The sequence below is a fragment of the Sulfitobacter sp. R18_1 genome (assembly GCF_017743915.1).
Lineage (GTDB): Bacteria > Pseudomonadota > Alphaproteobacteria > Rhodobacterales > Rhodobacteraceae > Sulfitobacter > Sulfitobacter faviae.
Window position 1 is genome coordinate 117,088 of sequence record NZ_JAGHRG010000008.1, and the last position, 23,062, is coordinate 140,149.

Annotated in this window: 27 protein-coding genes; 12 read left to right on the top strand and 15 right to left on the bottom strand. The window is 65.2% G+C overall.

Annotated features, from left to right (window positions below; genetic code table 11):
- The first annotated feature begins 24 nt into the window (after positions 1-24).
- Both J7392_RS16165 and J7392_RS16170 read left to right on the top strand, forming a co-directional pair.
- Positions 25-1,407, top strand: coding sequence for a leucyl aminopeptidase family protein (locus J7392_RS16165; protein WP_209218491.1), 1,383 nt, complete (start codon positions 25-27; stop codon positions 1,405-1,407).
- Positions 1,404-2,186, top strand: coding sequence for an NlpC/P60 family protein (locus J7392_RS16170; protein ID WP_209218492.1), 783 nt, complete (start codon positions 1,404-1,406; stop codon positions 2,184-2,186). The genes J7392_RS16165 and J7392_RS16170 overlap by 4 nt, the downstream gene beginning before the upstream one ends.
- Here J7392_RS16170 and J7392_RS16175 read toward each other — a convergent pair.
- A complete protein-coding gene (locus tag J7392_RS16175) occupies positions 2,183-2,530 on the bottom strand; it encodes a DUF2794 domain-containing protein (RefSeq protein WP_209218493.1) in 348 nt (115 codons plus the stop codon). The genes J7392_RS16170 and J7392_RS16175 overlap by 4 nt on opposite strands.
- Positions 2,531-2,660: 130 nt before the next feature.
- On the opposite strand from J7392_RS16175, the gene paaI reads away from it, so the two are divergent.
- Together paaI and paaK are read left to right on the top strand one after the other, a co-directional pair.
- A complete protein-coding gene (gene paaI, locus J7392_RS16180; RefSeq protein ID WP_067266022.1) occupies positions 2,661-3,098 on the top strand; it encodes a hydroxyphenylacetyl-CoA thioesterase PaaI in 438 nt (145 codons plus the stop codon).
- On the top strand, positions 3,098-4,408 hold the full coding sequence (gene paaK, locus J7392_RS16185; protein WP_209218494.1) for a phenylacetate--CoA ligase PaaK: 1,311 nt from the start codon (positions 3,098-3,100) through the stop codon (positions 4,406-4,408). The genes paaI and paaK overlap by 1 nt, the downstream gene beginning before the upstream one ends.
- A 9-nt stretch (positions 4,409-4,417) precedes the next feature.
- On the opposite strand, the gene J7392_RS16190 is transcribed toward paaK, so the two are convergent.
- Positions 4,418-4,885: an I78 family peptidase inhibitor gene (locus J7392_RS16190; protein WP_209218495.1), complete on the bottom strand. Its 468-nt coding sequence runs from the start codon at positions 4,883-4,885 to the stop codon at positions 4,418-4,420.
- 254 nt (positions 4,886-5,139) lie between these two features.
- Between J7392_RS16190 and J7392_RS16195 the strand changes: the two genes are divergently transcribed.
- From J7392_RS16195 to J7392_RS16215, 5 genes are read left to right on the top strand one after another with little or no spacing between them, the layout of a single operon-like run.
- Positions 5,140-6,069, top strand: coding sequence for an AEC family transporter (locus J7392_RS16195; protein ID WP_209218496.1), 930 nt, complete (start codon positions 5,140-5,142; stop codon positions 6,067-6,069).
- A gap of 28 nt (positions 6,070-6,097) precedes the next feature.
- Positions 6,098-6,931, top strand: a complete 834-nt coding sequence (gene fghA / locus J7392_RS16200) for an S-formylglutathione hydrolase (protein ID WP_209218497.1) — start codon at positions 6,098-6,100, stop codon at positions 6,929-6,931.
- 3 nt (positions 6,932-6,934) lie between these two features.
- A complete protein-coding gene (locus tag J7392_RS16205; RefSeq protein ID WP_209218498.1) occupies positions 6,935-7,387 on the top strand; it encodes a YaiI/YqxD family protein in 453 nt (150 codons plus the stop codon).
- A 32-nt stretch (positions 7,388-7,419) separates the two neighbouring features.
- The gene (locus tag J7392_RS16210; RefSeq protein ID WP_209218499.1) at positions 7,420-8,040 is read left to right on the top strand and encodes an HAD family phosphatase; all 621 of its coding nucleotides are present in this window, start codon (positions 7,420-7,422) and stop codon (positions 8,038-8,040) included.
- Entirely contained in the window at positions 8,037-8,951 is a 915-nt protein-coding gene (locus J7392_RS16215) for an NAD(P)-binding domain-containing protein (protein ID WP_209218500.1), read from the top strand. The genes J7392_RS16210 and J7392_RS16215 overlap by 4 nt, the downstream gene beginning before the upstream one ends.
- On the opposite strand, the gene J7392_RS16220 is transcribed toward J7392_RS16215, so the two are convergent.
- Positions 8,948-10,189: an MFS transporter gene (locus J7392_RS16220; protein WP_209218501.1), complete on the bottom strand. Its 1,242-nt coding sequence runs from the start codon at positions 10,187-10,189 to the stop codon at positions 8,948-8,950. The two genes, J7392_RS16215 and J7392_RS16220, sit on opposite strands and share 4 nt — an antisense overlap.
- Positions 10,190-10,312: 123 nt before the next feature.
- Here J7392_RS16220 and J7392_RS16225 point away from each other — a divergent pair, with 123 nt between their 5' ends.
- A complete protein-coding gene (locus J7392_RS16225; RefSeq protein ID WP_067262523.1) occupies positions 10,313-10,744 on the top strand; it encodes an Lrp/AsnC family transcriptional regulator in 432 nt (143 codons plus the stop codon).
- A 1-nt stretch (position 10,745) separates the two neighbouring features.
- Here J7392_RS16225 and J7392_RS16230 read toward each other — a convergent pair whose 3' ends face one another.
- The 4 genes from J7392_RS16230 to J7392_RS16245 are packed head-to-tail and all read right to left on the bottom strand — an operon-like array spanning position 10,746 to position 13,709.
- Positions 10,746-11,699, bottom strand: a complete 954-nt coding sequence (locus tag J7392_RS16230; protein ID WP_209218502.1) for an OmpA family protein — start codon at positions 11,697-11,699, stop codon at positions 10,746-10,748.
- Entirely contained in the window at positions 11,696-12,265 is a 570-nt protein-coding gene (locus J7392_RS16235) for a peroxidase-related enzyme (protein ID WP_209218503.1), read from the bottom strand. The genes J7392_RS16230 and J7392_RS16235 overlap by 4 nt, the downstream gene beginning before the upstream one ends.
- 11 nt (positions 12,266-12,276) lie before the next feature.
- Positions 12,277-12,993: a GNAT family N-acetyltransferase gene (locus J7392_RS16240; RefSeq protein ID WP_209218504.1), complete on the bottom strand. Its 717-nt coding sequence runs from the start codon at positions 12,991-12,993 to the stop codon at positions 12,277-12,279.
- Positions 12,990-13,709 carry a molybdopterin-binding protein gene (locus J7392_RS16245; RefSeq protein WP_209218505.1) on the bottom strand — a complete coding sequence of 240 codons (720 nt, stop codon included), beginning with the start codon at positions 13,707-13,709 and terminating at the stop codon, positions 12,990-12,992. The genes J7392_RS16240 and J7392_RS16245 overlap by 4 nt, the downstream gene beginning before the upstream one ends.
- Before the next feature lie 47 nt (positions 13,710-13,756).
- On the opposite strand from J7392_RS16245, the gene sfsA reads away from it, so the two are divergent.
- Both sfsA and map read left to right on the top strand, forming a co-directional pair.
- On the top strand, positions 13,757-14,464 hold the full coding sequence (gene sfsA, locus J7392_RS16250) for a DNA/RNA nuclease SfsA (RefSeq protein WP_209218506.1): 708 nt from the start codon (positions 13,757-13,759) through the stop codon (positions 14,462-14,464).
- A 51-nt stretch (positions 14,465-14,515) separates the two neighbouring features.
- Positions 14,516-15,346 carry a type I methionyl aminopeptidase gene (map, locus tag J7392_RS16255; protein WP_067262503.1) on the top strand — a complete coding sequence of 277 codons (831 nt, stop codon included), beginning with the start codon at positions 14,516-14,518 and terminating at the stop codon, positions 15,344-15,346.
- A gap of 29 nt (positions 15,347-15,375) precedes the next feature.
- Here the strand turns inward: map and J7392_RS16260 are convergent, their stop codons facing one another.
- The 8 genes from J7392_RS16260 to J7392_RS16295 all read right to left on the bottom strand — a co-directional run bounded on the left by J7392_RS16260 (position 15,376) and on the right by J7392_RS16295 (position 22,976).
- Positions 15,376-16,452 carry a DUF1513 domain-containing protein gene (locus J7392_RS16260; protein ID WP_209218507.1) on the bottom strand — a complete coding sequence of 359 codons (1,077 nt, stop codon included), beginning with the start codon at positions 16,450-16,452 and terminating at the stop codon, positions 15,376-15,378.
- Positions 16,452-17,438 carry an imelysin family protein gene (locus J7392_RS16265; protein ID WP_209218508.1) on the bottom strand — a complete coding sequence of 329 codons (987 nt, stop codon included), beginning with the start codon at positions 17,436-17,438 and terminating at the stop codon, positions 16,452-16,454. The genes J7392_RS16260 and J7392_RS16265 overlap by 1 nt, the downstream gene beginning before the upstream one ends.
- Complete coding sequence (locus J7392_RS16270) at positions 17,438-18,961, bottom strand: di-heme oxidoredictase family protein (RefSeq protein ID WP_247744615.1); 1,524 nt, start codon at positions 18,959-18,961, stop codon at positions 17,438-17,440. The genes J7392_RS16265 and J7392_RS16270 overlap by 1 nt, the downstream gene beginning before the upstream one ends.
- Before the next feature lie 70 nt (positions 18,962-19,031).
- A complete protein-coding gene (bfr, locus tag J7392_RS16275; RefSeq protein ID WP_136720255.1) occupies positions 19,032-19,517 on the bottom strand; it encodes a bacterioferritin in 486 nt (161 codons plus the stop codon).
- Entirely contained in the window at positions 19,514-19,762 is a 249-nt protein-coding gene (locus tag J7392_RS16280) for a (2Fe-2S)-binding protein (protein ID WP_067266845.1), read from the bottom strand. The genes bfr and J7392_RS16280 overlap by 4 nt, the downstream gene beginning before the upstream one ends.
- A gap of 63 nt (positions 19,763-19,825) precedes the next feature.
- Positions 19,826-21,088 (bottom strand): imelysin family protein, encoded by a 1,263-nt coding sequence (locus J7392_RS16285; RefSeq protein WP_209218510.1) that lies wholly within the window; start codon positions 21,086-21,088, stop codon positions 19,826-19,828.
- A gap of 128 nt (positions 21,089-21,216) precedes the next feature.
- Positions 21,217-21,774 carry a 16S rRNA (guanine(966)-N(2))-methyltransferase RsmD gene (rsmD, locus tag J7392_RS16290; protein ID WP_209218511.1) on the bottom strand — a complete coding sequence of 186 codons (558 nt, stop codon included), beginning with the start codon at positions 21,772-21,774 and terminating at the stop codon, positions 21,217-21,219.
- Positions 21,771-22,976 carry an FAD/NAD(P)-binding oxidoreductase gene (locus J7392_RS16295; RefSeq protein WP_209218512.1) on the bottom strand — a complete coding sequence of 402 codons (1,206 nt, stop codon included), beginning with the start codon at positions 22,974-22,976 and terminating at the stop codon, positions 21,771-21,773. The genes rsmD and J7392_RS16295 overlap by 4 nt, the downstream gene beginning before the upstream one ends.
- Positions 22,977-23,062: the final 86 nt, after the last annotated feature.

A 23,062-nucleotide genomic window follows, 5' to 3' on the forward strand; every position in this document is an offset into this window, starting at 1 on the left:
AATCCAGATTTGCAAAGGTTTGTCATGTCCGCCGAATTCGCCGCCCCCTCCGCCAATGCCCTGCCGCTTCACGTCTTGAGCGAAACCGCGCTTGAAGGCTGGCTTGCCGATCAGCCCGGCGCGGTGCAGGCATGGGTGAAGGCCAGCGGCTTTGTGGGCGGCCTTGGTCAGGCGCTTGTCGTGCCGGGTGCCGAGGGCGCGCCGGTGATGGCACTGGCGGGCTACGGGTCCGAGGCTGCCCGCCGCCGGGGCCGCTTTCACCTCGCCGCCGCTGCGGCCAAGCTTCCTGCCGGGGATTACCGGATCGAAAGCGGCCTGCCCGAGGATCAGGCGGCGACAGAGGCGCTCGGTTGGCTGCTGGCGGGCTATCGTTTCGACCGCTACCGCGACCAGCCTGCGCTGACCGCCCGCCTCGTCGCGCCCGAGGGGGGCGACGCCGAACAGATCACCGCGCTGGCCACGGGTGAGATGCTGACCCGCGACCTGATCAACACCCCCGCCTCCGACATGGGGCCGCCCGACCTTGAAGCCGCCGCGCGCAACTTGGCCGAGCAGCATCGCGCGCAGATCGAGGTGACCACCGGCGATGCCCTGCTGGAAAACAATCTGCCGATGATCCACACCGTGGGCCGCGCCGCCGACCGCGCGCCGCGGCTGATCGACATGACATGGGGCAACGCGGGGCCAAAGCTGACGTTGGTGGGGAAAGGCGTCTGTTTCGACACCGGCGGGCTGAACCTGAAGCCCGGCGCCTCGATGGGACTGATGAAAAAGGACATGGGCGGGGCCGCCGCCGTGCTGGGGTTGGCGCATATGATCATGGCCACCGGCATGGAAGTGCAACTGCGCGTGCTGATCCCGGCGGTTGAGAACTCCGTATCCGGGAATGCCTTCCGCCCCGGCGACATTCTGACCTCGCGCAAGGGGCTGACGGTTGAGATCAACAACACCGATGCCGAAGGGCGTCTGGTGCTGGCCGATGCGCTGGCGCTGGCGGATGAGGACAAACCCGATCAGATCATCTCAATGGCGACGCTGACCGGGGCCGCACGGGTGGCCGTGGGGCCGGACCTTGCGCCCTATTACAGTGACGACGCCGCCTTCGTCTCGGCCTTGGAAAGCGCCGCTTCCGGGTCAGCCGATCCGGTCTGGCGGATGCCTTTCCACGATGCCTACGAGGCGCTGATCGAGCCGGGGATTGCCGACCTCGACAACGCGCCCAAGGGCGGCTTTGCCGGGTCGATCACCGCCGCGCTCTTCCTGCGCCGCTTTGTGACCGACAGCAAATACGCGCATTTCGACATCTACGGCTGGCAACCTGCTGACGCCCCTGCCCGCCCGAAAGGCGGCACCGGCCAAGGCACCCGCGCGATCTATGCCGCCCTGCCCGCCTTGCTGAAATCATGAGCGCCCCGCGTCTTATCCCGGACCCGGCGCTGGCGACCCAGAACCGTCCCGCGCAGGTGGCGGTGCCGGTGGCCGACCTCTGCCGCCGCCCCGACGGGCCGCGCGACCGGCAGTTGTTGTTCGGCGAGCAGGTGACCGTGCTGCATGAGGCGTCGGGCTGGGCCTATGTGCAGGCCGAGAAGGATGGCTATTGCGGCCATGTTCTGCAAAGCACCCTCGGCACCCCGCGGAAGGCCACGCATCGCGTCTGCGTGCCTGCCACCCATGCCTATCGCGACGCCGATCTAAAATCGCCGGACCTGCTGAGCCTCGGCTACGCTGCGCGCGTCACAGTCACGGCAGAGGCCAAGGATTTCGCCGAAACCCCGCAGGGGCACATTCCGCTGGGCCACCTTGCCCCCGTTGAGAGCCGAGAGGCCGACCCCGCGCAGATCGCGGCACTGTTCCTCGGCACCCCCTACCTCTGGGGCGGCAACAGCCGTTGGGGGATCGATTGTTCGGGCCTCGTGCAAGCGGCGCTGCTGGCCTGCGGCATCCCCTGCCCCGGTGACAGCGACCAGCAAGAGAAGACCGTAGGCGCCCCCGTCAACGACGCCTATCAGCGCAATGATCTGTTATTCTGGAAAGGCCATGTCGCGCTGGTGGTGGATGGCGAGACGATGATCCACGCCAATGCCCACGCCATGGCCGTGAGCTATGAAAACATCGCCGAGGCCATCGCCCGGATCGAAGCGGGCGGTGACGGCCCGGTGACGGCACATCGCCGCCCCAGCGTTTAATCCACCGCGCGGATCAGCTTGCGCTCCAACACGCGCAGCACGGCCTTCAGGTCATGGCCCCGGCGCAGCACCTGCCCGCCGGTGCCCACTACTGCATACATCCCCTGCCGGTTGCGCAGCTTGGGCCGCTTTTCGATCCGGTACAGCGGTATCTCAGCCGTGCGGCGAAAGACCGAAAAGACGGCCACGTCCTTAAGGTGCGAAATCCCGTAGTCACGCCACTCCCCCGCCGCGACCATACGCCCGTAGAGCGATAGGATCAGCGACAGTTCGGTGCGGTGGAAAGCGACCTGTTCGGCAGGGCGCTCGAAAGCCGTGATCGGCGATGGGGGCTCTATGCTCATGGCTTTACAGTTGACCCTGACGGGGGCCAAATCAAGCCCTGACATGGCCGAAAGCGCCGCTCAAAATTTCTTGAAAGCGTTACAGAATTGTGCAACCAATCTTGAAAATGAAACACAAAGGCATGACGGAATGACCCCAGACGCCCGCGCTCGCAAATGTGCCGAGGTGATGTTCGCCCGTGATTCCGCCTCGGCCGGATTGGGCATGAGGATCGACGAGGTCACCCCCGGCGGCGCGGTTTTGTCGATGTCAGTGCGCCCCGACATGCTGAACGGGCATGGGATTTGCCACGGCGGTTTCATCTTCACGCTGGCCGACAGCGCCTTTGCCTTTGCTTGCAACAGCTACAACCAGACCACTGTCGCCCAGCAGAACCAGATCACCTATCTCAGCCCCGGCCAGCCGGAGGAACGGCTGACTGCCACCGCACGCGAAGTGTCGCGCAGCGGTCGGTCGGGCATCTATGACGTGACCGTCACGGGCGAGGATGACCGTGTCGTGGCCCTGTTTCGCGGGCTGTCCCGCAGCATTAAAGGCCAGCTATTTACCGAGGAGGAGCCGACCTGATGAAAGACCTGACCCCCGCGAAGGATACGCTCGACCCGATTGAGATCGCCAGCCGTGACGAGATCAGCGCCCTGCAATTGGACCGTCTGAAATGGTCGCTGCGCCATGCCTATGACAACGTCCCTTTCTACAAGCAAAGCTTCGATGAGGCGGGCGTGCATCCCGATGATCTGAAACAGCTTTCCGATCTTTCGCGCTTTCCCTTCACGGTAAAGACTGACCTGCGTGACAATTATCCCTTTGGCATGTTCGCCGTGCCGCGCGATCAGGTGGCGCGCATTCACGCGTCCTCCGGCACCACTGGGCAGCCGACGGTGGTGGGCTATACCAAGGACGATCTGGCGAACTGGGGGCAAGTCGTCGCCCGCTCCCTACGCGCGGCGGGGATGCGCCCGGGCGACATGCTGCACAATGCCTATGGCTATGGGCTGTTCACCGGCGGCTTGGGCATCCACCTTGGCGCCGATGCGCTTGGCCTGTCGACCGTGCCGATCTCGGGCGGGATGACCCCGCGCCAAGTGCGCCTGATCGAAGATTTCGCCCCCAAGGGCATCACGGTCACCCCGTCCTACGCGCTGTCGATCTTGGATGAATTTGCCAAACAAGGCATCGACCCGCGCCAATCCTCGCTCGAAGTCGGCATCTTCGGGGCCGAGCCTTGGACCAACGCCATGCGGCAGGAGATCGAACAGGCCTTCGACATGCATGCGGTCGACATCTACGGGCTCAGCGAAGTCATGGGGCCGGGCGTGTCGATGGAATGCGTGGAGACCAAGGACGGGCTGCACATCTGGGAAGATCACTTCTACCCCGAGATCATCAACCCCGAGACGGGCGCCCCGGTCGAGGACGGCGAAATGGGCGAGTTGGTCTTCACCTCGCTCACGAAACAGGCCTTCCCGATCATCCGCTACCGCACCCGCGACCTGACCCGTCTGCTGGCGGGCACCGCGCGTTCCATGCGGCGGATGGAAAAGGTCACCGGGCGCAGCGACGACATGATTATCCTCCGCGGCGTCAATGTCTTCCCCACCCAGATCGAAGAGGCGCTGATGGCCACGCCGGGCTTGGCCCCGCATTTCCAGATCGAACTTTCGCGCCCCGACCGGATGGACCAGATGCGCGTGCTGTGTGAATGCGCTGACGCCAGCGTCACCACCGATGCCCGGGCCGCCGCGATCAAAGCGCTGTCGGCACAGATCAAACAGACCGTCGGCATCTCGGTCACGGTTGAGGTCATGGACGTGGGCGGCGTTGCCCGGTCCGAGGGAAAAGCCGTGCGTATTCTCGACAACCGCCCGAAGGGCTAGGGGAAGACCCTAGCCGCAGGTGACTTTGGCGATTTTGCCTTCCGCGTCCAAGACGATGTTGGTGCGGTTGGGATTGGCGTCCATCGTCACCGGGTCGCCCTCTGTATAGACACGCTTGGGCTCTGAGACGATGCTCGCTGCCGATTTCGGGCGACCGATCAGCCCCCACCAACTGCCCTCTTTGCAGGTGTCGGTCGGCGGCTCGGCGGTGGCAAGCTCTTCTTGCCCGCCATCTTCAGAGGGGCTGGAGCTGTCGTTCACCGCGTTGACGACCGACTCCGGCAGCGGTTTGGGTTTGGCCGGGCTGCTGGGGGTTTCGGACCGCGCCAGGGCCGAAGGCTCGGGTTCCGGCGATGGCGGCGGAGGCGGGGGTGTGGTGGCCGCAGGCGCGGGGGCCGGGATCGGGTTCTGCACCGGCGCTGTCGACAATTCAGCGCATCCGGCCAGCACTAGGGGTGCCAAGAAAACTACTCTCATATTCCAAACCTCGTTCTTCGCGTGGCGTCCATCCCGCAACAGGTAGCTCCCTGCGCCGCCCCGCCAAGGGCCGGGCGCTTTGCCCTTGCTGGAACCTGCCGATAGGACTGCTGGGGCGGCGAGATCACGGAGCCGCCCGGGGCGTTCCCGCTGGCCGCAGCCGCCTGAGCGCGCGGGTGGCGTCGATCGGTTCAGCCAAGGCCCACGCCCCTGCCCCATTGCACCCCAAGGGCGGGCTGGCTAATGCTTGAACCATGGTCGCGATCTTCCTGAAAACCCTGCCGTTCTTTGCGCTGATCGGCCTTGGCTACTGGGCCGGGCGCACGCGGTTTTTCTCTGCCGAAGCGACGGCCTATCTCACCAAATTCGTCTTCTACTTCGCCCTCTCGGCGATGCTGTTCCGCTTTTCCGCCAATCTGTCCTTGGCCGAGGTCTGGGACAGCCGCCTTGTTGCCGCCTACCTCTGGGGGACGGCCTTCGTCTATGCCATCGCCAGCCTCGTCGGATTTTTGCGCGGGCTCGATGTGGCCACCAACGGGATCGAGGCGCAATGCGCCGTGATCGGCAACACCGGCTTTCTGGGCGTGCCGATGCTGACGCTGCTCTTGGGCCCAAAGGCGATTGGCCCCGTGCTGCTGGCGCTGACCGTCGATATGATCATCTTTTCCAGCCTCATCGTGATCCTGATCACCGGCTCCCGCGAGGGGCAATTGCGGCTGGCGACGCTCAAGATCGTCGGGATCGGCCTGCTGAAAAACCCGATGATCGTCGCCATCACGCTGGGGTTTCTCTGGTCCGGCTTCGGCATCCCGATCCCCGTGCCGCTGAACGAATTTCTGGCCATCCTTGGCGGCGCTGCCACCCCCGGTGCCCTTTTTGCCATCGGCGCCTCGCTGGCCTCTAAATCCGCTGAACGGATCGAGATCGCGGGCTGGCTGAGCTTTTGCAAACTGGTGCTGCACCCGCTCTTCGTGGCCTTTGGCGCGCTGTTTCTCTTCGGCGTCGACCCGTATAAAGCCGGGGTCATCATCGCCACGGCCTCTCTCCCGGTCGCGGGCAATGTCTATATGCTCGCCCAACACTACGGCGTCGCCCCTCAGCGGGTCTCTGCCGCCATTCTCGTTTCAACCACGGTCAGTATCGTGACCGTCAGCCTTGTCGTAGGCTGGGTCTCGGCCCTGTGACACACTCAAGTTCGAAAGGAACTCTGCCATGAAAACCATCTCGGAAAACGCCTGTTTCGGTGGCACGCAGGGGGTCTACTCCCACGCCTCCGACTCCTGCGGCTGCGACATGACATTCGGCCTGTTTCTCCCCGCCGAGGCGCAGGACGGCCCGGTCCCGGTGCTGTGGTATCTCTCAGGCCTGACCTGCACCCATGAGAACGCCATGACCAAGGCGGGCGCGCAGGCTTGGGCCGCGGAGCATGGCATCGCGCTGGTCTTCCCCGACACCTCCCCGCGTGGTGAAGCTGTGGCCGATGATGACGCTTACGACCTTGGCAAAGGCGCGGGGTTCTATGTGAACGCGACCCAAGACCCTTGGGCGGCGCACTATCAGATGTGGGACTATTTGGCCGAGGAGTTGCCCTCCCTGCTGAGCGAGAATTTCGCCCTCGATATGGAGCGCCAAGGCATCACCGGCCACTCCATGGGCGGGCACGGCGCGCTGACGCTGGCGATGAACCTGCCGGGGCGCTTCCTCTCGGTCTCGGCCTTCGCGCCGATCACCCATCCGACTGCGAGCGCTTGGGGCAAAAAGCAACTCAGCGCCTACCTCGGGCCTGACGAGAGCACATGGACCAAACACGACAGCACGCTCCTGATGCGCGAAAAGGGCTTCGACGGGCCGGTGCTGATCGACCAAGGGGCGAGCGACCAGTTCCTCGACCTCTTGATGCCCGAAGCGCTGGCCGAAGCCATGGCCGCGAAACGCCAGCAGGGCAGCTTCCGTATGCAGCCCGGTTATGATCACAGCTATTTCTTCGTGGCGAGTTTCATGGAGGATCACGTCGCCTTCCATGCCGACGCGCTCTATGCGGGCTGAGCGATGACCGCGCTCTACATCGATGCCGACGCCTGCCCCGTGAAGGCCGAGGCCGAGCGGGTGGCGACACGGCACAAAATCAAGATGTTCCTCGTCTCCAACGGCGGGTTGCGCCTGTCGCAAAACCCGTTGGTGGAGGTGGTGATCGTGCCCGACGGGCCCGATGTGGCCGACATGTGGATCGCCGAGCGTTGCGGACCCGGCGACGTGGTGGTGACGGGGGACATCCCGTTGGCCGCCAAATGCGTCGAAGCGGGCGCAAGGGTGCTGAAACACAACGGCGAGGCGCTGACCGCGCGCAATATCGGCAACGTCCTGGCCACCCGCGACCTGATGGCCGACCTGCGCGCCGCCGACCCCTTCCGCCAAGGCGGCGGCAAGGGGTTTACAAAGGCCGACCGCTCCCGTTTCCTCGAAGCATTGGAGCGGGAACTGCGCGCGGCGGCGCGGGGGTAGGCCCGCGTTAAGCAATTGTTAGGGCAAGTGATATGACACCACAGGCGGTCGTTTTCGACATCGGCAACGTATTGATCGAATGGCAACCGGAGCGGTTTTACGACAGCGTCATCGGCGAAGATCGCCGCCGCGCCATGTTCGACGCCGTGGACCTGCACGGCATGAACGACCGCGTCGACAGCGGCGAGAATTTCCGTGACACGATCTATGCCATGGCCGAGGCGACGCCTGAGTGGGGCGATGAAATCCGCCTCTGGCACGACCGCTGGATCGAGATGGCGGCCCCGGTGATCGACCATTCCCTGCGGTTGAAGAATGCGCTGCAAGCGCGTGGCGTCCCGGTCTTCTCGCTCACCAACTTCGGCATTCAAAGCTATGATTTGGCCGCCACCCACTACCCTTTCCTGCGCGAATTCGACCGTGATTTCATTTCCGGCCACCTCGGCATGATCAAACCTGCGCCCTCGATCTACGAGGCCGTGGAGCAAGGCAGCGGCCTGCCGCCCGAAGCCCTGCTTTTCACCGACGACCGCGCCGACAACATCGCCGCCGCCGCCGCGCGGGGCTGGCAAACCCACCATTTCACCGGACCACAAGGCTGGGCCGACCGCCTCGTCGCCGCCGGTCTGCTGACCCGGGAGGAGGCCGCATGACCGACATCCCGAACATTTCTTTCGACGCGGGCGAGGCGCTGCTGGATTGGATTGCGCTCACCGATGCGCTGGCCGCGGGCCACGACCTGCCGAAGGCCGAGATCGGTGACACGTTCCTCTATCGTGGCAAGGACACGCTCTTGAGCCGCGCGGCGTGGATCGGCGGGCTGGGCATCGCCGTGAAATCCGCCACGATCTTCCCCGGCAATCCCGACCGGGAGGTGCCGATGGTCAACGGCGGCGTCTCGCTTTTCGATGACGAAACCGGCACGCTCTCCGCCATCGTGGACTTCCACCTTGTCACCAAGTGGAAGACCGCGGGCGACAGCCTCTTGGCCGCGCGCCGCCTTGCCCGACCGGACAGCGAGAACATCCTGATCGTCGGCGCGGGCACCCAAGGCCGGGCGCTGCACGCCGCCTATTCCGCGGCCTTCCCGCAGGCCCGCTTCACGGTCTGGAACCGGACGCCCAAGAACGCCGAGACGATGGCCGCAGAGCTCAAGATCAACGTGGCGACCGATCTGGAGCAAGCCGTGCGCGCCGCGGATATCGTTACATCCGCCACCATGTCGACCGACCCGCTGATCAAGGGCGATTGGCTGCAACCCGGCCAGCACGTCGATCTCATCGGCGCCTACCGCCCCGACATGCGCGAGGTCGACGACACGGCGCTGCTGCGCGCCCGCGTCTTCGTCGACAGTTTCGACACCACTGTGGGCCATATCGGAGAGATCAACATCCCGCTTGAGGCAGGCACCATCACCCGCGACCATCTGATTGCGGATTACTACGACCTTTCGGCCTTCACCCGGCAAAGCGATGACGAAATCACCCTTTTCAAGAACGGCGGCGGCGCGCATCTGGACCTGATGACCGCCAACCACATCCTCGAACGCTGGCGCGCGCGTTAAGCGGTCACCAGCCCCTCGAGCCGTTTCTCGCGGATCGGTAGATGCACCACGGCGCTAAAGGCGCCCACGGCCACGCCGACCCACCAGACGGCGGTGTAGCTGCCGTAGATGTCGTACATGCGCCCGCCGAGCCAGACGCCGAGGAAACTGCCCAGCTGGTGGCTGAAAAAGACGATCCCGTAAAGCGTGCCCATGTAGCGCAGCCCGTAGATATGCGCGACGAGGCCGGAGGTCAGCGGCACCGTGGCAAGCCAGAGCGCGCCCATGCCCACAGAGAACAGGATCACCGTCATCGGCGTGATCGGGAACATGATGAAGGCCGCGGCAATCACTGTGCGCCCGACATAGATCCCCGCCAGCAGGTATTTCTTAGAATAACGCTTGCCCGCCCAACCCGCCAGCAGCGTGCCCGCGATATTGGCCAGTCCAATCAGCGAGATCGCCACCGCGCCAAGCGCCGAGGTGGTGGTGATGCCGATGTTATGCAGCACACCGCCCGCAAGAATCGGGCCGCACATCTCGGTCACGAAGGCCGGGAAATGGGCGGTGATGAAGGCAAGCTGGTAGCCGCAGGAGAAAAACCCGAGGAAAATCAGCGTATAGGATGGATCGCGGAAGGCCTTGCCGAGGATCTGGCCCATCGATTCCTCAAGCTCGGCCCGGCTGGCCATCGCCGGGGCACGCATCATCGGCAGGGTGAGCAGCATCAGAAGGATCACCCCCGCGAAGCTCACGAAGGTCATCTGCCATGACATGAAGCTCAGCATCCATTCCGCCACCGGCGCGCCGAAGACTTGGCCCGCGCTGCCCGCCGCCGTGGCAATCGCCAGCGCCATTGAGCGGTTCTCGTCCGAGGCCGCCCGCCCCACCACGGCGAGGATCACGCCAAAGCCGGTGCCCGCGATGCCGAAGCCGACAAGCCAAGCGTATGTCTGGTGCTCGATCGGCGTCGCGGAATTGGCCGACAAGAGCAGCCCCACCGCATAGACCACCGCCCCGATGATAATCGCCCGCCTATCGCCAATCTTCTCGGCCAGCGCGCCAAAGATCGGCTGCCCGATGCCCCAAGCGAGGTTCTGGATCGCGATGGCGAGGGAGAATTCACTGCGCGCCCATGCGAATTCCTCGGCAATCGGAATCTGGAACACACCGAAAGAGGCCCGCACGGCGAAGCTGACCATGATGATGATACATCCGACCATCAGGACCGGGGTGAACAGGGGCGCGCGGCTTTGCATGGAAGTGTTCCTTTCCGCGGCAGATTATGGGTTTCCCGGGCGTCGTCAATTGCGCATCTGCGAAGACTGGCCAGCCCGCCCGCGCTGCCGTAAACATGGCCCCGTGCAAAAGACGGGAAGCTGATGGACGAGATCGACAACAAGATCATCGCGGAACTGCGCCGCGACGCGCGTATGTCCTATTCCGCGCTGGCCGCCACCACCGGCCTGTCGCGGGTGACGGTGCGGGCGCGGGTGGAGCGTCTGGTCAGCTCGGGCGCGATTTTGGGCTTCACGCTGATCCTGAAAGAAGACATGCGCCACAGCCCAATCCGGGGTCATACCCTGCTGGCCATCGAAGGGGCGGGCACCGACCGGATCAAACGCATTCTTGCAGGCATGCCCGCGGTGCAGGCGATCCACGCAACCAATGGCAAATGGGATTTGATTGTCGAGACGGGGACAGAGACCGTCGAAGAACTCGACAGCGTGTTGGGCCAAATCCGCCGCATTCAGGGGGTAAGTTCAAGCGAGACAAACCTGCTGCTGGCCACCCAGATGACGGTCACGACCTAGGCTATTGCACCGAGAGGACGACTACCTCGACCCGCCGGTTCTGTTCGCGCCCCGCTTCGGTCAGGTTGCTGTCGCGCGGCGCGAGATAGCCCGCGCCCTGCGCCTCCAGCCGGCCGGGGGCCACGTCATAGCGCTCAACCAACCGGTCCCGCACCGCTTCTGCCCGTTTGCGTGACAGGGCGGTATTGGCGTCCAAACTGCCCACCGCATCAGTATGACCGACCAGCGCCACCCGCAGACCCGGCTCTGCCTTGAGCAATTCGGCAAGCCGCGCGAGGGTCGCAAAGGGGCCGGGGCCAAGTGCGGAGGTGCCGGTCTCGAACTCCAACCGGTTCAGCACCAGATGCCCCTCGGCCTTCAGCACCGCCGCGAAATCCTCCGTGGCGGTGGCAAGGGGCACCGCGCCGGTTGGGGCGGGCGTGACGGGGGGGCTATCCCCCTCCGGCGCATCGCCGCTGCGGGCTTGGATGATCTGCACATAGGCCGAAGTCGCCGCCGTGCTGGCAAGGATGCTGATCGCCTCGGTCGGTGTGCCATCATCCGCCCGACGCAGGGCGGTGATGAAGTGAAAGGCGCGCAGGTTCACATACATGTTCGGCCCCGGCAGCACCTCTATCGCAAAGCGGAAATCGAACCCACCGCAGTCCCGCGCGGCGCAGTCGAGCACGATGTCAAAGCCCGCCTCGCCCAGTTGCCGCCGCAGCGGGCGCATCACCTGCAAGGCGGTCAGCCCCGGCGTGTCCATCCGCCAAGCGGCGCGGCGCACGTCGCCATCGACATTGACCCGCGCCACCTGCCCTTCGGCATAGACGCCCACGGGCGCGGCGAAGCGATCCGGCGCGGTGTTGCGTTCCGCCGTCAGCCGCGCGGTGCTGGGCAGCGCCAGTTCAAGCGCCGCCGCCGGGGCCGCCAGCAGCATCCCGGCCAGAGCCGCCGCGACGCGCGCCCGGATCATCGCGCCTGCGCGTGGTAATCGTCGTTGGGGCGCATGTCGGTGGCGCTGGCCACCCGGTTGGTCATGTTAAAGAAACCCGCCACGCTGGCGATGTCAAAGATGTCACGGTCGGTGAAGCCTACGTCGCGCAGCGCTTGACGGTCGGCCTCCTCAACCTTGGCGCTGGCCTCGGTCAGCTTGACGGCGAAATCCAACATGGCGCGTTGTTTGGCGCTGATCTTGGCCACGCGGTAGTTCATCACCAGCGCCTCGCCCAACTGCGGATCGCCCGACATTTCGCGCACCGCCGCCCCATGGGCCACGAGGCAATAGTAGCATTTGTTGACCGAAGACACCGCCACCGCGATCATCTCACGCTCAAGCTTGCTGAGCGCGCTATCGCCGAGCATCAGATCGTTATACATGCCGGTAAAGGCGTTCAGCTTGTCGATGTCAAAGGCATAGGCGCGCAGCACATTGGGCACCATCCCGAGCTTTTCCTGACAGACGTCGAAATACTTCTGCGTCGCCTCGGGCAGCGGATCGACCATCGGCAGATCAAGGGCGGTGGGCATGTCGTTGGCCATGGTCTTATCCTTCACTCGGTGCTTTGACGGTAATGATAGTGCCCGACCGGGGCAAAGCCCAGCTTGGCATAGAGCGCCTGCGCGCGGGTATTGGTATCAACGCAGAGCACCGACAGCCGCGTGGCCCCCTGCGCCTGCCCCCAATGGGCGGCGGCCCGCATCAGCCAAGTCGCCACGCCTTGGCGTTGTTGATGGGGCAGCACCTCGACCGCGTGGACCATGCAGATATCATTGTGCACCCCGGCAAAGGCCACGCCTGCGGGTTTCTCGTTCCAGCGCGCAAGGATGCCGGTCTTGGTTGCGGCACGGTCCATCACGGCAAGGCGCGCGGGGCCGACCCCGCCGGCGGCCCAGACCTCGGCCATGATCGCCAGCGGCTCCCAGATGCAAAAGGCGGTGACCGGGGGCATCGGAATATCGGTGAGGCGGGTGATCGGCAGGCTCAGCACCGTGACCGGATCGACCACGTCGTAGCCCCGCGCGGCCAGCAGCGCGTCGAGGGTATCTTCCCCCGCACGCACCATGAACAGCGGGCGCTGGTCCATCTCGCGCATCGCCGCTTCGGCGGTCGGAATGTCGGCGTCGGTTATCGCCCCGCGCGCCGTCGCCGCCGAGACCCGTTTGCCGCCGCCCTGCCCCTCGCGCAGGGTCCATGGGCCGTGCTCAAAGCGCCGCGCAGCGGGCCATGTTGCGTCGCCCGCGTCGAAAAACGCCTGCGCCTCACTCATGCGAAGGCGGCCTTAAGCTTGGTCATCGCGGCTTCGACCATCCCCGGATCGCTGCCCCGGATCACCACATGCGCGCCAAAGACGCCGTCCTTTTGAAACGGATAGCTGCCCATCGACAGATGCGGATATTCCTCGGCCAGCGCCCCCAGCGGCCCGGCGATATCGCCCTCGCCCCGGTCGATGCGCAGGGTCTCACTGATCAGCGGCTGGCCCCCGGTCAGCCCCGGCAAGACACTGGCGACCATGGCCTGAAACACCGCAGGCACCCCGGCCATCACATGCACGTTTTCGACGATGAACCCCGGCGCGGCAGAGACCGGGTTCTCGATCAGCGCGGCGCCTTCAGGGATGCGCGCCATGCGCAGGCGTGCCGCGTTCATCTCGGTCCCGGCGCGGGCGTAATGTTCCGCCAAAATCTCGCGCGCATCGTCGCGCACGTCGATGTCGCGGTTAAAGGCGGCGGCGATGCAATCGGCGGTGATGTCGTCATGGGTCGGCCCGATGCCGCCCGAGGTGAAGACATGGCTATAGGCCGAGGACAGCGCCTGCACGGCGGCGATGATCGCCCCGTGATCGTCCGAGACCACGCGCACTTCGCGCAGGTCGATCCCCACTTTCGTCAACTCCCCCGCAAGGTGATGCATATTGCTGTCACGGGTCCGGCCCGAGAGGATTTCGTCGCCGATCACGATCATCGCGGCGGTGGGGTTTGTCATGGGGCGGCTCCTTGAGGATGGCGTCCCTTCGGTATAGGCCGCGCCCCATGCGCTTTCAAACCCAACTTGTCCCCGCCCGGCTGATCCGCCGCTACAAACGCTTTCTGGCCGATTGCAGGCTGGAGGAGACGGGCGAAGAGGTGGTGGCCCATTGCGCCAACCCCGGCTCGATGATGGGACTGGCGGACCCCGGCAGTCGGATATGGCTGGAGCCGAACGACGATCCGAAGAAAAAGCTGAACTACGGCTGGCGCTTGGTGGACCATGAGAACGGCCATTTCACCGGCGTCGACACCGCCCTGCCCAACCGCGCGATGAAGGCAGCGCTGATCGCGGGTGAGGTCGCCCCCCTCGCCGCCTATACCGAGGTGCGGCCCGAGGTGAAATACGGCGAAAACTCCCGCATCGACTTCCTGCTGCGCGGCGATGGCCTGCCCGATGCCTATGTCGAGGTGAAATCCGTCACCCTCTCACGCGAAACGGGGCTGGCCGAGTTTCCCGACAGCGTGACCGCGCGCGGGGCGAAACATCTGGGCGAATTGGCGCGGATGGCGCAGGCCGGGCACCGCGCCGTGCTGCTCTATCTGGTGCAGCGCACCGATTGCACGCAGATGCGCCTCGCCACCGATATCGACCCGACCTATGCCGCCGCCTCCCAAGCCGCGCGGGCGGCGGGGCTGGAAATCTATGCCATCGGCACCCATATCACGCCCCAAGCCGTCACACTGGCGCAACCGATCCCCTTCGCGGGCTGAGCCGCTCTGGCCCTCGCCCGAAAGCCACGTTAAGTAGGAGCGAACACAAGCATGGAGAGAGCGGTGAACAACGCACACCGAGGCCGCCAGACGCGCGACGGCATTCGCATTTACGAGCCTTCCGATCATGCCGGGATGCAGGCAGCGGGCCGTCTCGCCGCCACCATACTCGACGAGATCGCAGAGCATGTCTTCCCCGGTCAAACCACCGGAGAGTTGGACCGCCTGATCGAAGAGAAGGTCAACGCCGCCGGGGCGAAATCCGCCACCATCGGCTACAAGGGCTACAAACACGCCAGCTGCATCTCGGTGAACCATGTGGTCTGCCACGGGATCCCCAGCGACAAGAAGCTGAAAGACGGCGACATCCTGAACATCGACGTGACCGTCATCGTCGATGGCTGGTTCGGCGACACCAGCCGCATGTATGTAGCGGGCAAACTGTCGCGCAAGGCCGAGCGGCTGATCAACGTGACCCACGACAGCCTGATGCGCGGGATCGACGCGGTGAAGCCGGGCAACACCTTTGGCGACATCGGCCATGCCATCCAGACATTTGTCGAAGGCCACCGCATGTCGGTCGTGACCGACTTCTGCGGTCACGGTCTGGGGCAGGTCTTTCACGCGCCACCCAACGTGCTGCACTATGGCCGCCCCGGCACCGGTGCTGTGCTTGAGCCGGGCATGTTCTTTACCATCGAGCCGATGGTGAACCTTGGCCGGGCCGAGACTAAGACCCTCGCCGACGATTGGACCGCCGTCACCCGCGACAAATCCCTCTCGGCACAGTTCGAACATTCGGTCGGCGTGACCGAAGACGGGGTGGAGATCTTCACCCTCTCGCCCGGCGGTTTGTTCCACCCGACCTACAAGACTGACTAAATGCGGCGGGGCCACGGCCCCCCGCCCGCCTATGCGTCGATGGCAACCAAATGGTTGTCCCACGCCCGTTTGGCCGTGGTCAGCCGCGACAGCGTGGCCTCTTGCAGCGACAGGATACCGCCCAGCCCATCCGTAGCGACGAAGCCGCCCCGGCCCGGTGCCAGCCCGCAGACATCCGCGCGGCGATGGCTGGCGAGGAAAGAACCTTTGTTGTCAAAGACATGCAGCCGCCCGCCGCGCGGTGACGTGATCCCGACCGTCCCGCCATCGGCGGCAAATGCCACGCTGCCCGCGTAGCCCTGCATCGCAATTTGCTCGGCCAGATCGGCCTCGGCCAAGATCGGGTCTTCCCCGCGACGATGCAGCCCCAGCAGCGGCACGCCGTCGCCCGGCTCCCCCTGCCACTGCATCGCAAAAGCCACCTGCCCGTCCGGTGCCAAGGCCAGATGACGGATCGAATTCTTATGCAGGTCATCAGGCAGCGAAACCTGCTCCAGCACTTCGCCCGCGAGGCTGATATAAGACAGATTGGGCCGCATGACGTCGATGTTCAACTTTTCCCGCCCGCTGTCGGGATGGGTTCGGATGCCTCCATTGGCCACGACCAGCACACCCTCAGACCAGCGGCGAATTTCATGGGGGCCGACCCCGCCCGAGGCGATCTCTCCGATCCGGGCATAGCCCTTGGCGCGGGACCACAGGCCGATGCGCCCTTCGCCGCTGTCGATCTCATTCTCGCTGGTGGCGAGGATGGCCCCGCCTTGCAAAAACGCCCCATGTCCGTAGAAATGCCGCCCCTCCGGCGCGTCGAGCCTGTGGGCCACACGGCCCTTCTCGCAGTCGATCACCAGCGCGAACCGGCCCGGACGGCGGGCAAAGGCGACCGCCTCGGGCGCGGTGGGATGGGCGGCAGCGGCATGGCCCCGGTCGGGCAGCGGAATGCGAAAAATGTCGTGGCCGGTCCCATCCAGCCCGAAAAGCGCATAGGCCCCCGAAGGGTCGCGCGCTGCGGCAAGGTAGGCAGGGCTGCCGGCGGCGGCCCAGCCAATCGCTGGTAAGCTCGTCGCGGCGGCGAGACCCGCAAGGAATTGGCGGCGCGAGGGCATCAATCACCGTCCGCCGAGTTGAACCCGACCGAAACGCCAAGCGCCGGGGCGATCTCAGCACTCACGGCCTCGGCAATAGCCCGCACATCGTTTTGCAGCGCCTCGACCCGGATACGGCTGATCGGATCGGCCACCCCGGCAAAAACGGGGTCTTCCAACGCACGCGCGGCGCTCAAGGCGCGGTCGAATGCGGCATCGGTCTTGGGGGTGGGCGCGTCCGACAGCGTGTCGGCCAGACCATGCAATGCTTCGAGCGACAGGACCACATTGCGCAGGCTGCGGCCCGAACGGCGCGCCTCGGCCACCTGCGGTTTGGGGGCGTCGAAACTGCCCATCGGGCGGCCCAGACGTTGGTCGGCGACGAAGTCCAGCCCGGTGGCGAGGGCGGTGTAAAGCGCCTGAGACGCCTCGCGCGGGCTGAGGAAACGGTCATTGCCCGCCTCCCCTGCGCTGCGGAGCGTGGTCGCGAAGTCCTCACGCCATGCGGTGTCGACATCCCGCCCCAGTTCCGCCAGATCGGCCGCCATCGCGCGGGCCAGTGCGCAGCTATAGCTGTCAGCCTCGTAGCCCGCGAAATCCTCGTCATAAAGCAGCCGTTCCAGTGCAAAGAGCCCGCGCGCGGCGATGGAGACTTCGGCGTAATCACCGCTTGTCGCGATCGGGTCTTCGTCGGCCACCATCCGCGCCACGCTGCGCCCCACCATGCCGCGCGTGTCGGGCCAGAAGGCGATGGCCAGCCCGCGCCCGTCTTCCTCTAGCGGTCCAAGGGTCAAATGCGCGATGCCGAGCCATGCGTCGAAAGCCTCCTGATAGGCCGGGCGCAGGGCGGCATCGGTGCAATCGGCCTGCGCCGCCGTATCAAGCGCCGCCGTGGCCGAGGCGAAACGGGCGGTGCCGGGCAGCGCGTGATCTTGGATCACCTCCTCCACCCCGGCGAGGGCGGGGGCGGCAGTCAGAAGGAAGGTGGCGGTCAGCAGGCTGCGCATCAGAGGCTCTCCAGATAGCGGATCAGGGCGTCACGGTCGGCTTTGGGCATGTCGACCACGGCATCTCGGGCGGGCTGGGCTTCGCCGCCGTGCCAGAGCACCGCTTCGAGCAGCGACCGCGCCCGCCCATCGTGCAGGAATTGGGTATGGCCGTTGACCTGCTCGGTCAAGCCGATGCCCCAGAGCGGCGCGGTGCGCCATTCGCGCCCGTTCGCGCGGCCCTCGGGGCGGTTGTCGGCCAGCCCTTCGCCCATATCATGCAGCAAAAGGTCGGTCATCGGCCAGATCAGCTGAAAGCTCTGTTCGGGCTGGTCCTCCAACCGTTCGGTCACGAATTTCGGCTGGTGGCAGGAGGTGCAGCCGACCTCATGGAACACCGCCTTGCCGCGCAGCACCTCAGGCGCGCCGACATCACGGCGGGCGGGCACAGCAAGGTTGCGGCTGTAGAAGGTCACCAGATCCAGCCCTTCGGCGTCGATCTCGGTGCCACGGTCGTCACCATCCCCATGGGGTGCCGCGCGGCAGGCGGTCTGCTCTGCCGTGCAATCGCCCCATGCCGCGTCGAAAATGGGGGAGGAAATGCCAATGTCGCCTGCAAAGGCGCTGGCGGACTGTTCGCGGATCGTCGGCGCCCCGGCTTTCCAGCCGAAACGGCCCAGCATCGGACGCGCATGTTCAAAGGACCAGACGATCTGCGCCCGGCCCGAGATGCCATCGCCATCGGCGTCCTCCGGGTCGGCCAGCGCCAAGATATCTGCCGCCGGGATCGCCTCTAGCAGGCCAAGCCCGATCATCGGCGGGGCGACGCGGGGGCTGAGCATCGCACCCTCGGCCAAGGGGCCATAGCCGAGGTCTTCGGCACTGTAGGTCGGGCGGCGCAGGCTGGCGGTCTCCCCCTCCGAGAGCGCGACTTCCACCTCTTCATAACGCACGCCGAGACGGTATTCCGCCGGATGGCCCGCCACCCCGAAATCCTGCAATTGCCCGCCATAGACCGGATCGGGCCGCGTGCGCGGGGTCTTGTCGCCGACCGAGAGTAGGAAGGCCTCGATCTCGCTCATCGCCTCTTCGGGGGGCGTGGGGACCGAAATGCGCAGGAACATCGACACCGCGTCATCCTGAGGCCCCTCGGGCGGATGGCCGCGCCCGTCTTTCAGGTGGCAGCGCTGGCAGGAACGCGCGTTGAAGAGCGGCCCCAGCCCGTCAGAGGCCAGCGTCGACGAGGGGGAAGAGACCCAGAGCTTTTTGAATAGCCCGTTGCCGACCTTGAAGTCCAACTCACGCTCAAAGGGAATGTTGCCCGAGGGCAGCGAAAACGCATCGGCATTGCCGCGCGGGCTGACCGTGGCGGCCCCTGCGGGGTTCGTTTCAAAGGGTTCGGGCTTGTCGAATTCGGTCGCGGGGGCGGTGACCTTGGCGATCCGGGCGGCCTCTTCTGCGGTGCGGGGGATCACCTTGAGATGCGGCTCCTCCAGTGCTTGCGGGGCGGCGGCGGCCATACCCGCGGCGGCCACCGTGAGCATCGGAATGAGGAATCGCATGGGGAATGCCTTGGATAAGCGGCAGGCCCGAAACCGGGCCTGCCTGTCGCGGTTACTTGCTGTCGTCTGTCGGCTTGGCCTGAAGCTGGCCATAGACGGCCTCGCCCAGTTCCGCCTGAAGCGCCAGTTGGGTTTCGAGGAAGTCGATATGCCCTTCCTCATCGGCGATCAATTCTTCGAACAGGTTCTTCGAGACATAGTCGCCCACCTGATCGCAGTGATTGCGCGCTTCGATATAGAGGGTGCGGGCCTCATGCTCGGCGGCGAGATCGGCCTCCAGACATTCCTTGACCGTTTCACCGATGCGCAGCGCGTCCAGCTTTTGCAGGTTGGGATGCCCTTCGAGGAAGATGATCCGTTCGATCAGCTTGTCGGCGTGGTTCATCTCTTCGATGCTTTCCTCGCGCGATTTATCGGCAAGCCGACCATAGCCCCAGTCTTCTTGCAGGCGGTAATGCAGCCAATACTGGCTGACCGCCGTCAATTCGCTGCGCAATGCAGCGTTGAGATATTCAATGACCTTGTCGTCGCCCTTCATGAACCTGTCTCCTTGTTTGGTTTTGCCTGACATAGAGTGGTTGTCAGCACCGGCACGGAAAAGTTGCCATTTCCGCGCATGGTAGACAAGAACAGAGGCATGCAGCCCCCACAATCGGCCGCTTTGCCCAAGGCGCGGTATACTTTGCCGGCAGTAATAACCGTGCGCGCGTCCGAGGCGCGCATCCAGTCGATGGCATTGTTGATGTCGCGATCGGTGATGTTCTGACAATGACAAACAATCATGGTGTTGCGTATTCCTTGGCTGGCCCCGGGCCGCGACAGCGCGCCCCGGGGGATAGTTTAGGATTACTGGAAGACGGCCTCCGGCGCGTCGAGGCTGTCGGAGCCTTCAAAGGCGATCTCATCACCGCCCAGAGCCGTCACCGCGCGCTCTATGGCGCGGGTCTGGTTCACCAGCGCGTCGACCGCGCCCATGATCAGCGCCTCGCCTTCGGCATTGCCGCGCTCAAGCATCATGTCATAGCTGAAACCCGCTTCGGCCGCGGTTTTGATCTGGCCCAGCTCCACCATGGAGGCGTTCAGCTTGGCGCGCAGGTCTTCGTCGACGCTGGCATCGGCACTGGCCACCAGATCGGACAGCGACGCGCCCGAGACCACACGCCCATCGACGCGCAGGTATTCGCCCAGATAGACGTTACGCACGCCCAGACCGTCGTAGTAGTGGCTGTTGTGGGTGTTGTCCGAGAAGCAATCATGCTCTTCCTCGGGGTCGTTCAACATGACGCCCAGCTTCATCCGCTCACCCGCCTGTTCGCCGTAGGAGAGCGAGCCCATGCCAGTCAGGATCGCGTCGATCCCGGCGTCTTCGTCGGCCAGCACGGCGGCGCGCGCCTCACCGCCTTCGGCCCATTGCCCGGCCATCCATTCCAGATCGCTGACCAAGAGAGCGGTGGCGGCCTTGAGGTACTGCCCACGGCGGTCGCAATTGCCGCCGGTGCAGTCGTCGCCCGCTGCGTAATCGGTCCAAGGACGGTCACCCGCGCCGTGGTCGGTGCCGTTCAGGTCTTGGCCCCAGAGCAGGAATTCGATGGCATGGTAGCCGGTGGCGACATTGGCCTCGACCGCGCCCGCCTCATGCAACTGCCCTTCGAGCAGTTCGGGCGTGATCTCGGTGGCGTCCACCTCTTCCCCGCCAAGCGTGAATGTCGGGTTGGCGATGACGTTCAGAACCGCCAGCTGGTTCTCATCCGTCTCACCGCCATAGGAGGCGTCAACATAGTCGATCAGACCTTCGTCCAGCGGCCATGCGTTTACCTTGCCTTCCCAATCATCGACGATGGCATTGCCAAAGCGGAACACCTCGGTCTGCTGGTAGGGCACGCGGGCGGCCAGCCATGCGGTTTTCGCCGCCTGAAGCGCCTCGGCAGAGGGGGAGGCGATCAGCGTCTCGACGGCGGCTTGCAGGGTCTGCGCGGTGGTCAGGCTGTCTTCGTATCCGGCCTGCGCGATGTCGGCATAGGTGTCCAGCACCTCGGCCTTGCCTTGGGCGAATGCCGGGGCGGCGGCGAATGTGATCAGCGCAATGGCCGTGGACGCTTTGAGGCGCATCGGATGTCCTTCCTTGAAAATCACCATGGTCCCGACACAGGGCGTATCGGGCCTTCGGGCAATAGGTGACTTATTTTGTCGGAAAAGACAAGGTACAACCTCAGGCGGGCTGAACCTGGGGAACCCCGTTAGTTGGTGGCCCTTTCCAGCAGGGTCACATGGGTATCGCCATATTTGCGCGTGTCGATCCGGGCGAATCCCTCAGGCGCCTGCATGGGAGCGCTTTCCTCCCAGACGACCATCGCCCCGGGGGTGAGCCAGCCGCCTTCGGCCGCCGCGGCAAGCGCCTTTTGCCCCATGGACTTGCCATAGGGCGGGTCAAGAAAAACCAGATCGAAAGCCGCCTGCGTCCACGGCCCCAGCCGCGTGGCATCATGGCGCAGCAGTTGCGTGTCCGCCACCGTGTCCAGCTTGCGCATATTCTCCCCGATCAGCCGCTGCCCGCTGCGGCCATCCTCGACGAAAGAAACCGACGCGGCGCCACGCGACAGCGCCTCGAACCCAAGCGCGCCGGTGCCGGCAAAGAGGTCCAACACCCGCGCGCCTTCGATCACGTCGTGATGGGTCAGCATCGAAAAAAGGCTTTCGCGCACCCGGTCCGAGGTCGGGCGCAGATGCGCCCCCGCGTCGCCCTTGCCAAGTGCGGCCAGCGGGCGGCCCCGGTATTTCCCAGCGATGATCCTCATGCCCGCAGCAGCGCCTTGAGGTCCGTCTGAGGGTCCGCAACCAAGGCGGGATCGGGCGATTTGCCCGCCTCAATCAACCGTTTGCCGACCATATAGCCGCGTGGATCGTTCGCCGCATCGACGGCCAGCAAAGTCTCACCGCGGTAATACCAGAAGGACGCGCTGCCCGCGCCCCGGCGGGTGACGACGCGGTCATAGCCTGCGTTTAGCCCAGCGATTTGCAGCTTCACGTCATATTGATCTGACCAGAACCACGGCTTGGCGATGTATTCCTTGCCCGCGCCGAGGATGTTTTCGGCCACGACCTCGGCCTGATCGATGGCGTTTGGCACGCTTTCCAGACGGATGCGCCCGCCGCGATAGGGAAATGAGGTGCAGTCCCCCGCCGCCCAGATACCGGGCCGGTTCGTGCGGCCCTGCGCGTCGACCTTGATGCCGTTATCGATCTCGACCCCCGCGCTGGCGGCCAGCGCGATCTCGGGCTCGATGCCGACGCCAGTGATGACGAAATCGGCGGCGATCTCTGTCCCGTCGCTCAGCCGTGCGCCGGTGACATGGCCCTCGCCCAAGAGCCGCTCCAGCCCCACCCCTTCGCGCAGGCGTACGCCGTGGCTTTCGTGCAGGGCGCGGAAATAATCGCTGGTCTCCGGCGCTGCGACCCGTTGCAGGATCCGGTCGGCCATTTCCACCAGCGTGACCTCAAGCCCCAGCTTGGCCGCGACCGCCGCCGCCTCCAGCCCGATATAACCGCCGCCGACGATCAGCACCTTCGCGCCCTTGACGAAACGCGGGGCCATGGCATCGACATCCGCCAGATCGCGCACGGTAAAGACACCCTCCAGCGCCCCGCCGATCGCGGCGGGCAAGCGGCGCGGGGTCGAGCCGGTGGCGAGCACCAGTTCGTCATAGGCGACAGCGCCGTCGGAGGTGCTCAGCACCCGCGCCTCTGGGTCAATCGCCGTGACGCGGCAGTCGGTTTTCAACGTGATCCCCTGATCGGCGTAGAATGCCTCGGGCCGGAGCAAGAGACGCTCTTGGCTCATCTCCCCCAGCAGGTAGCCTTTGGACAGGGGCGGGCGCTGGTAAGGGGGGCATGGCTCGGCGCCGATGAGGGTGATTTTCCCCTCGAACCCGCCGCTGCGCAGCTTCGCCACGCATGACGCCCCCGCCTGCCCGGCTCCGATCACCACCACATGCTGCATCTGCCATCCCCCGATTGATCTGGTCTCAGTCGCGGTCAAAGCCTATATCTGGCTCCAAGACAACCGCAATGACAGGAGAGGCTATC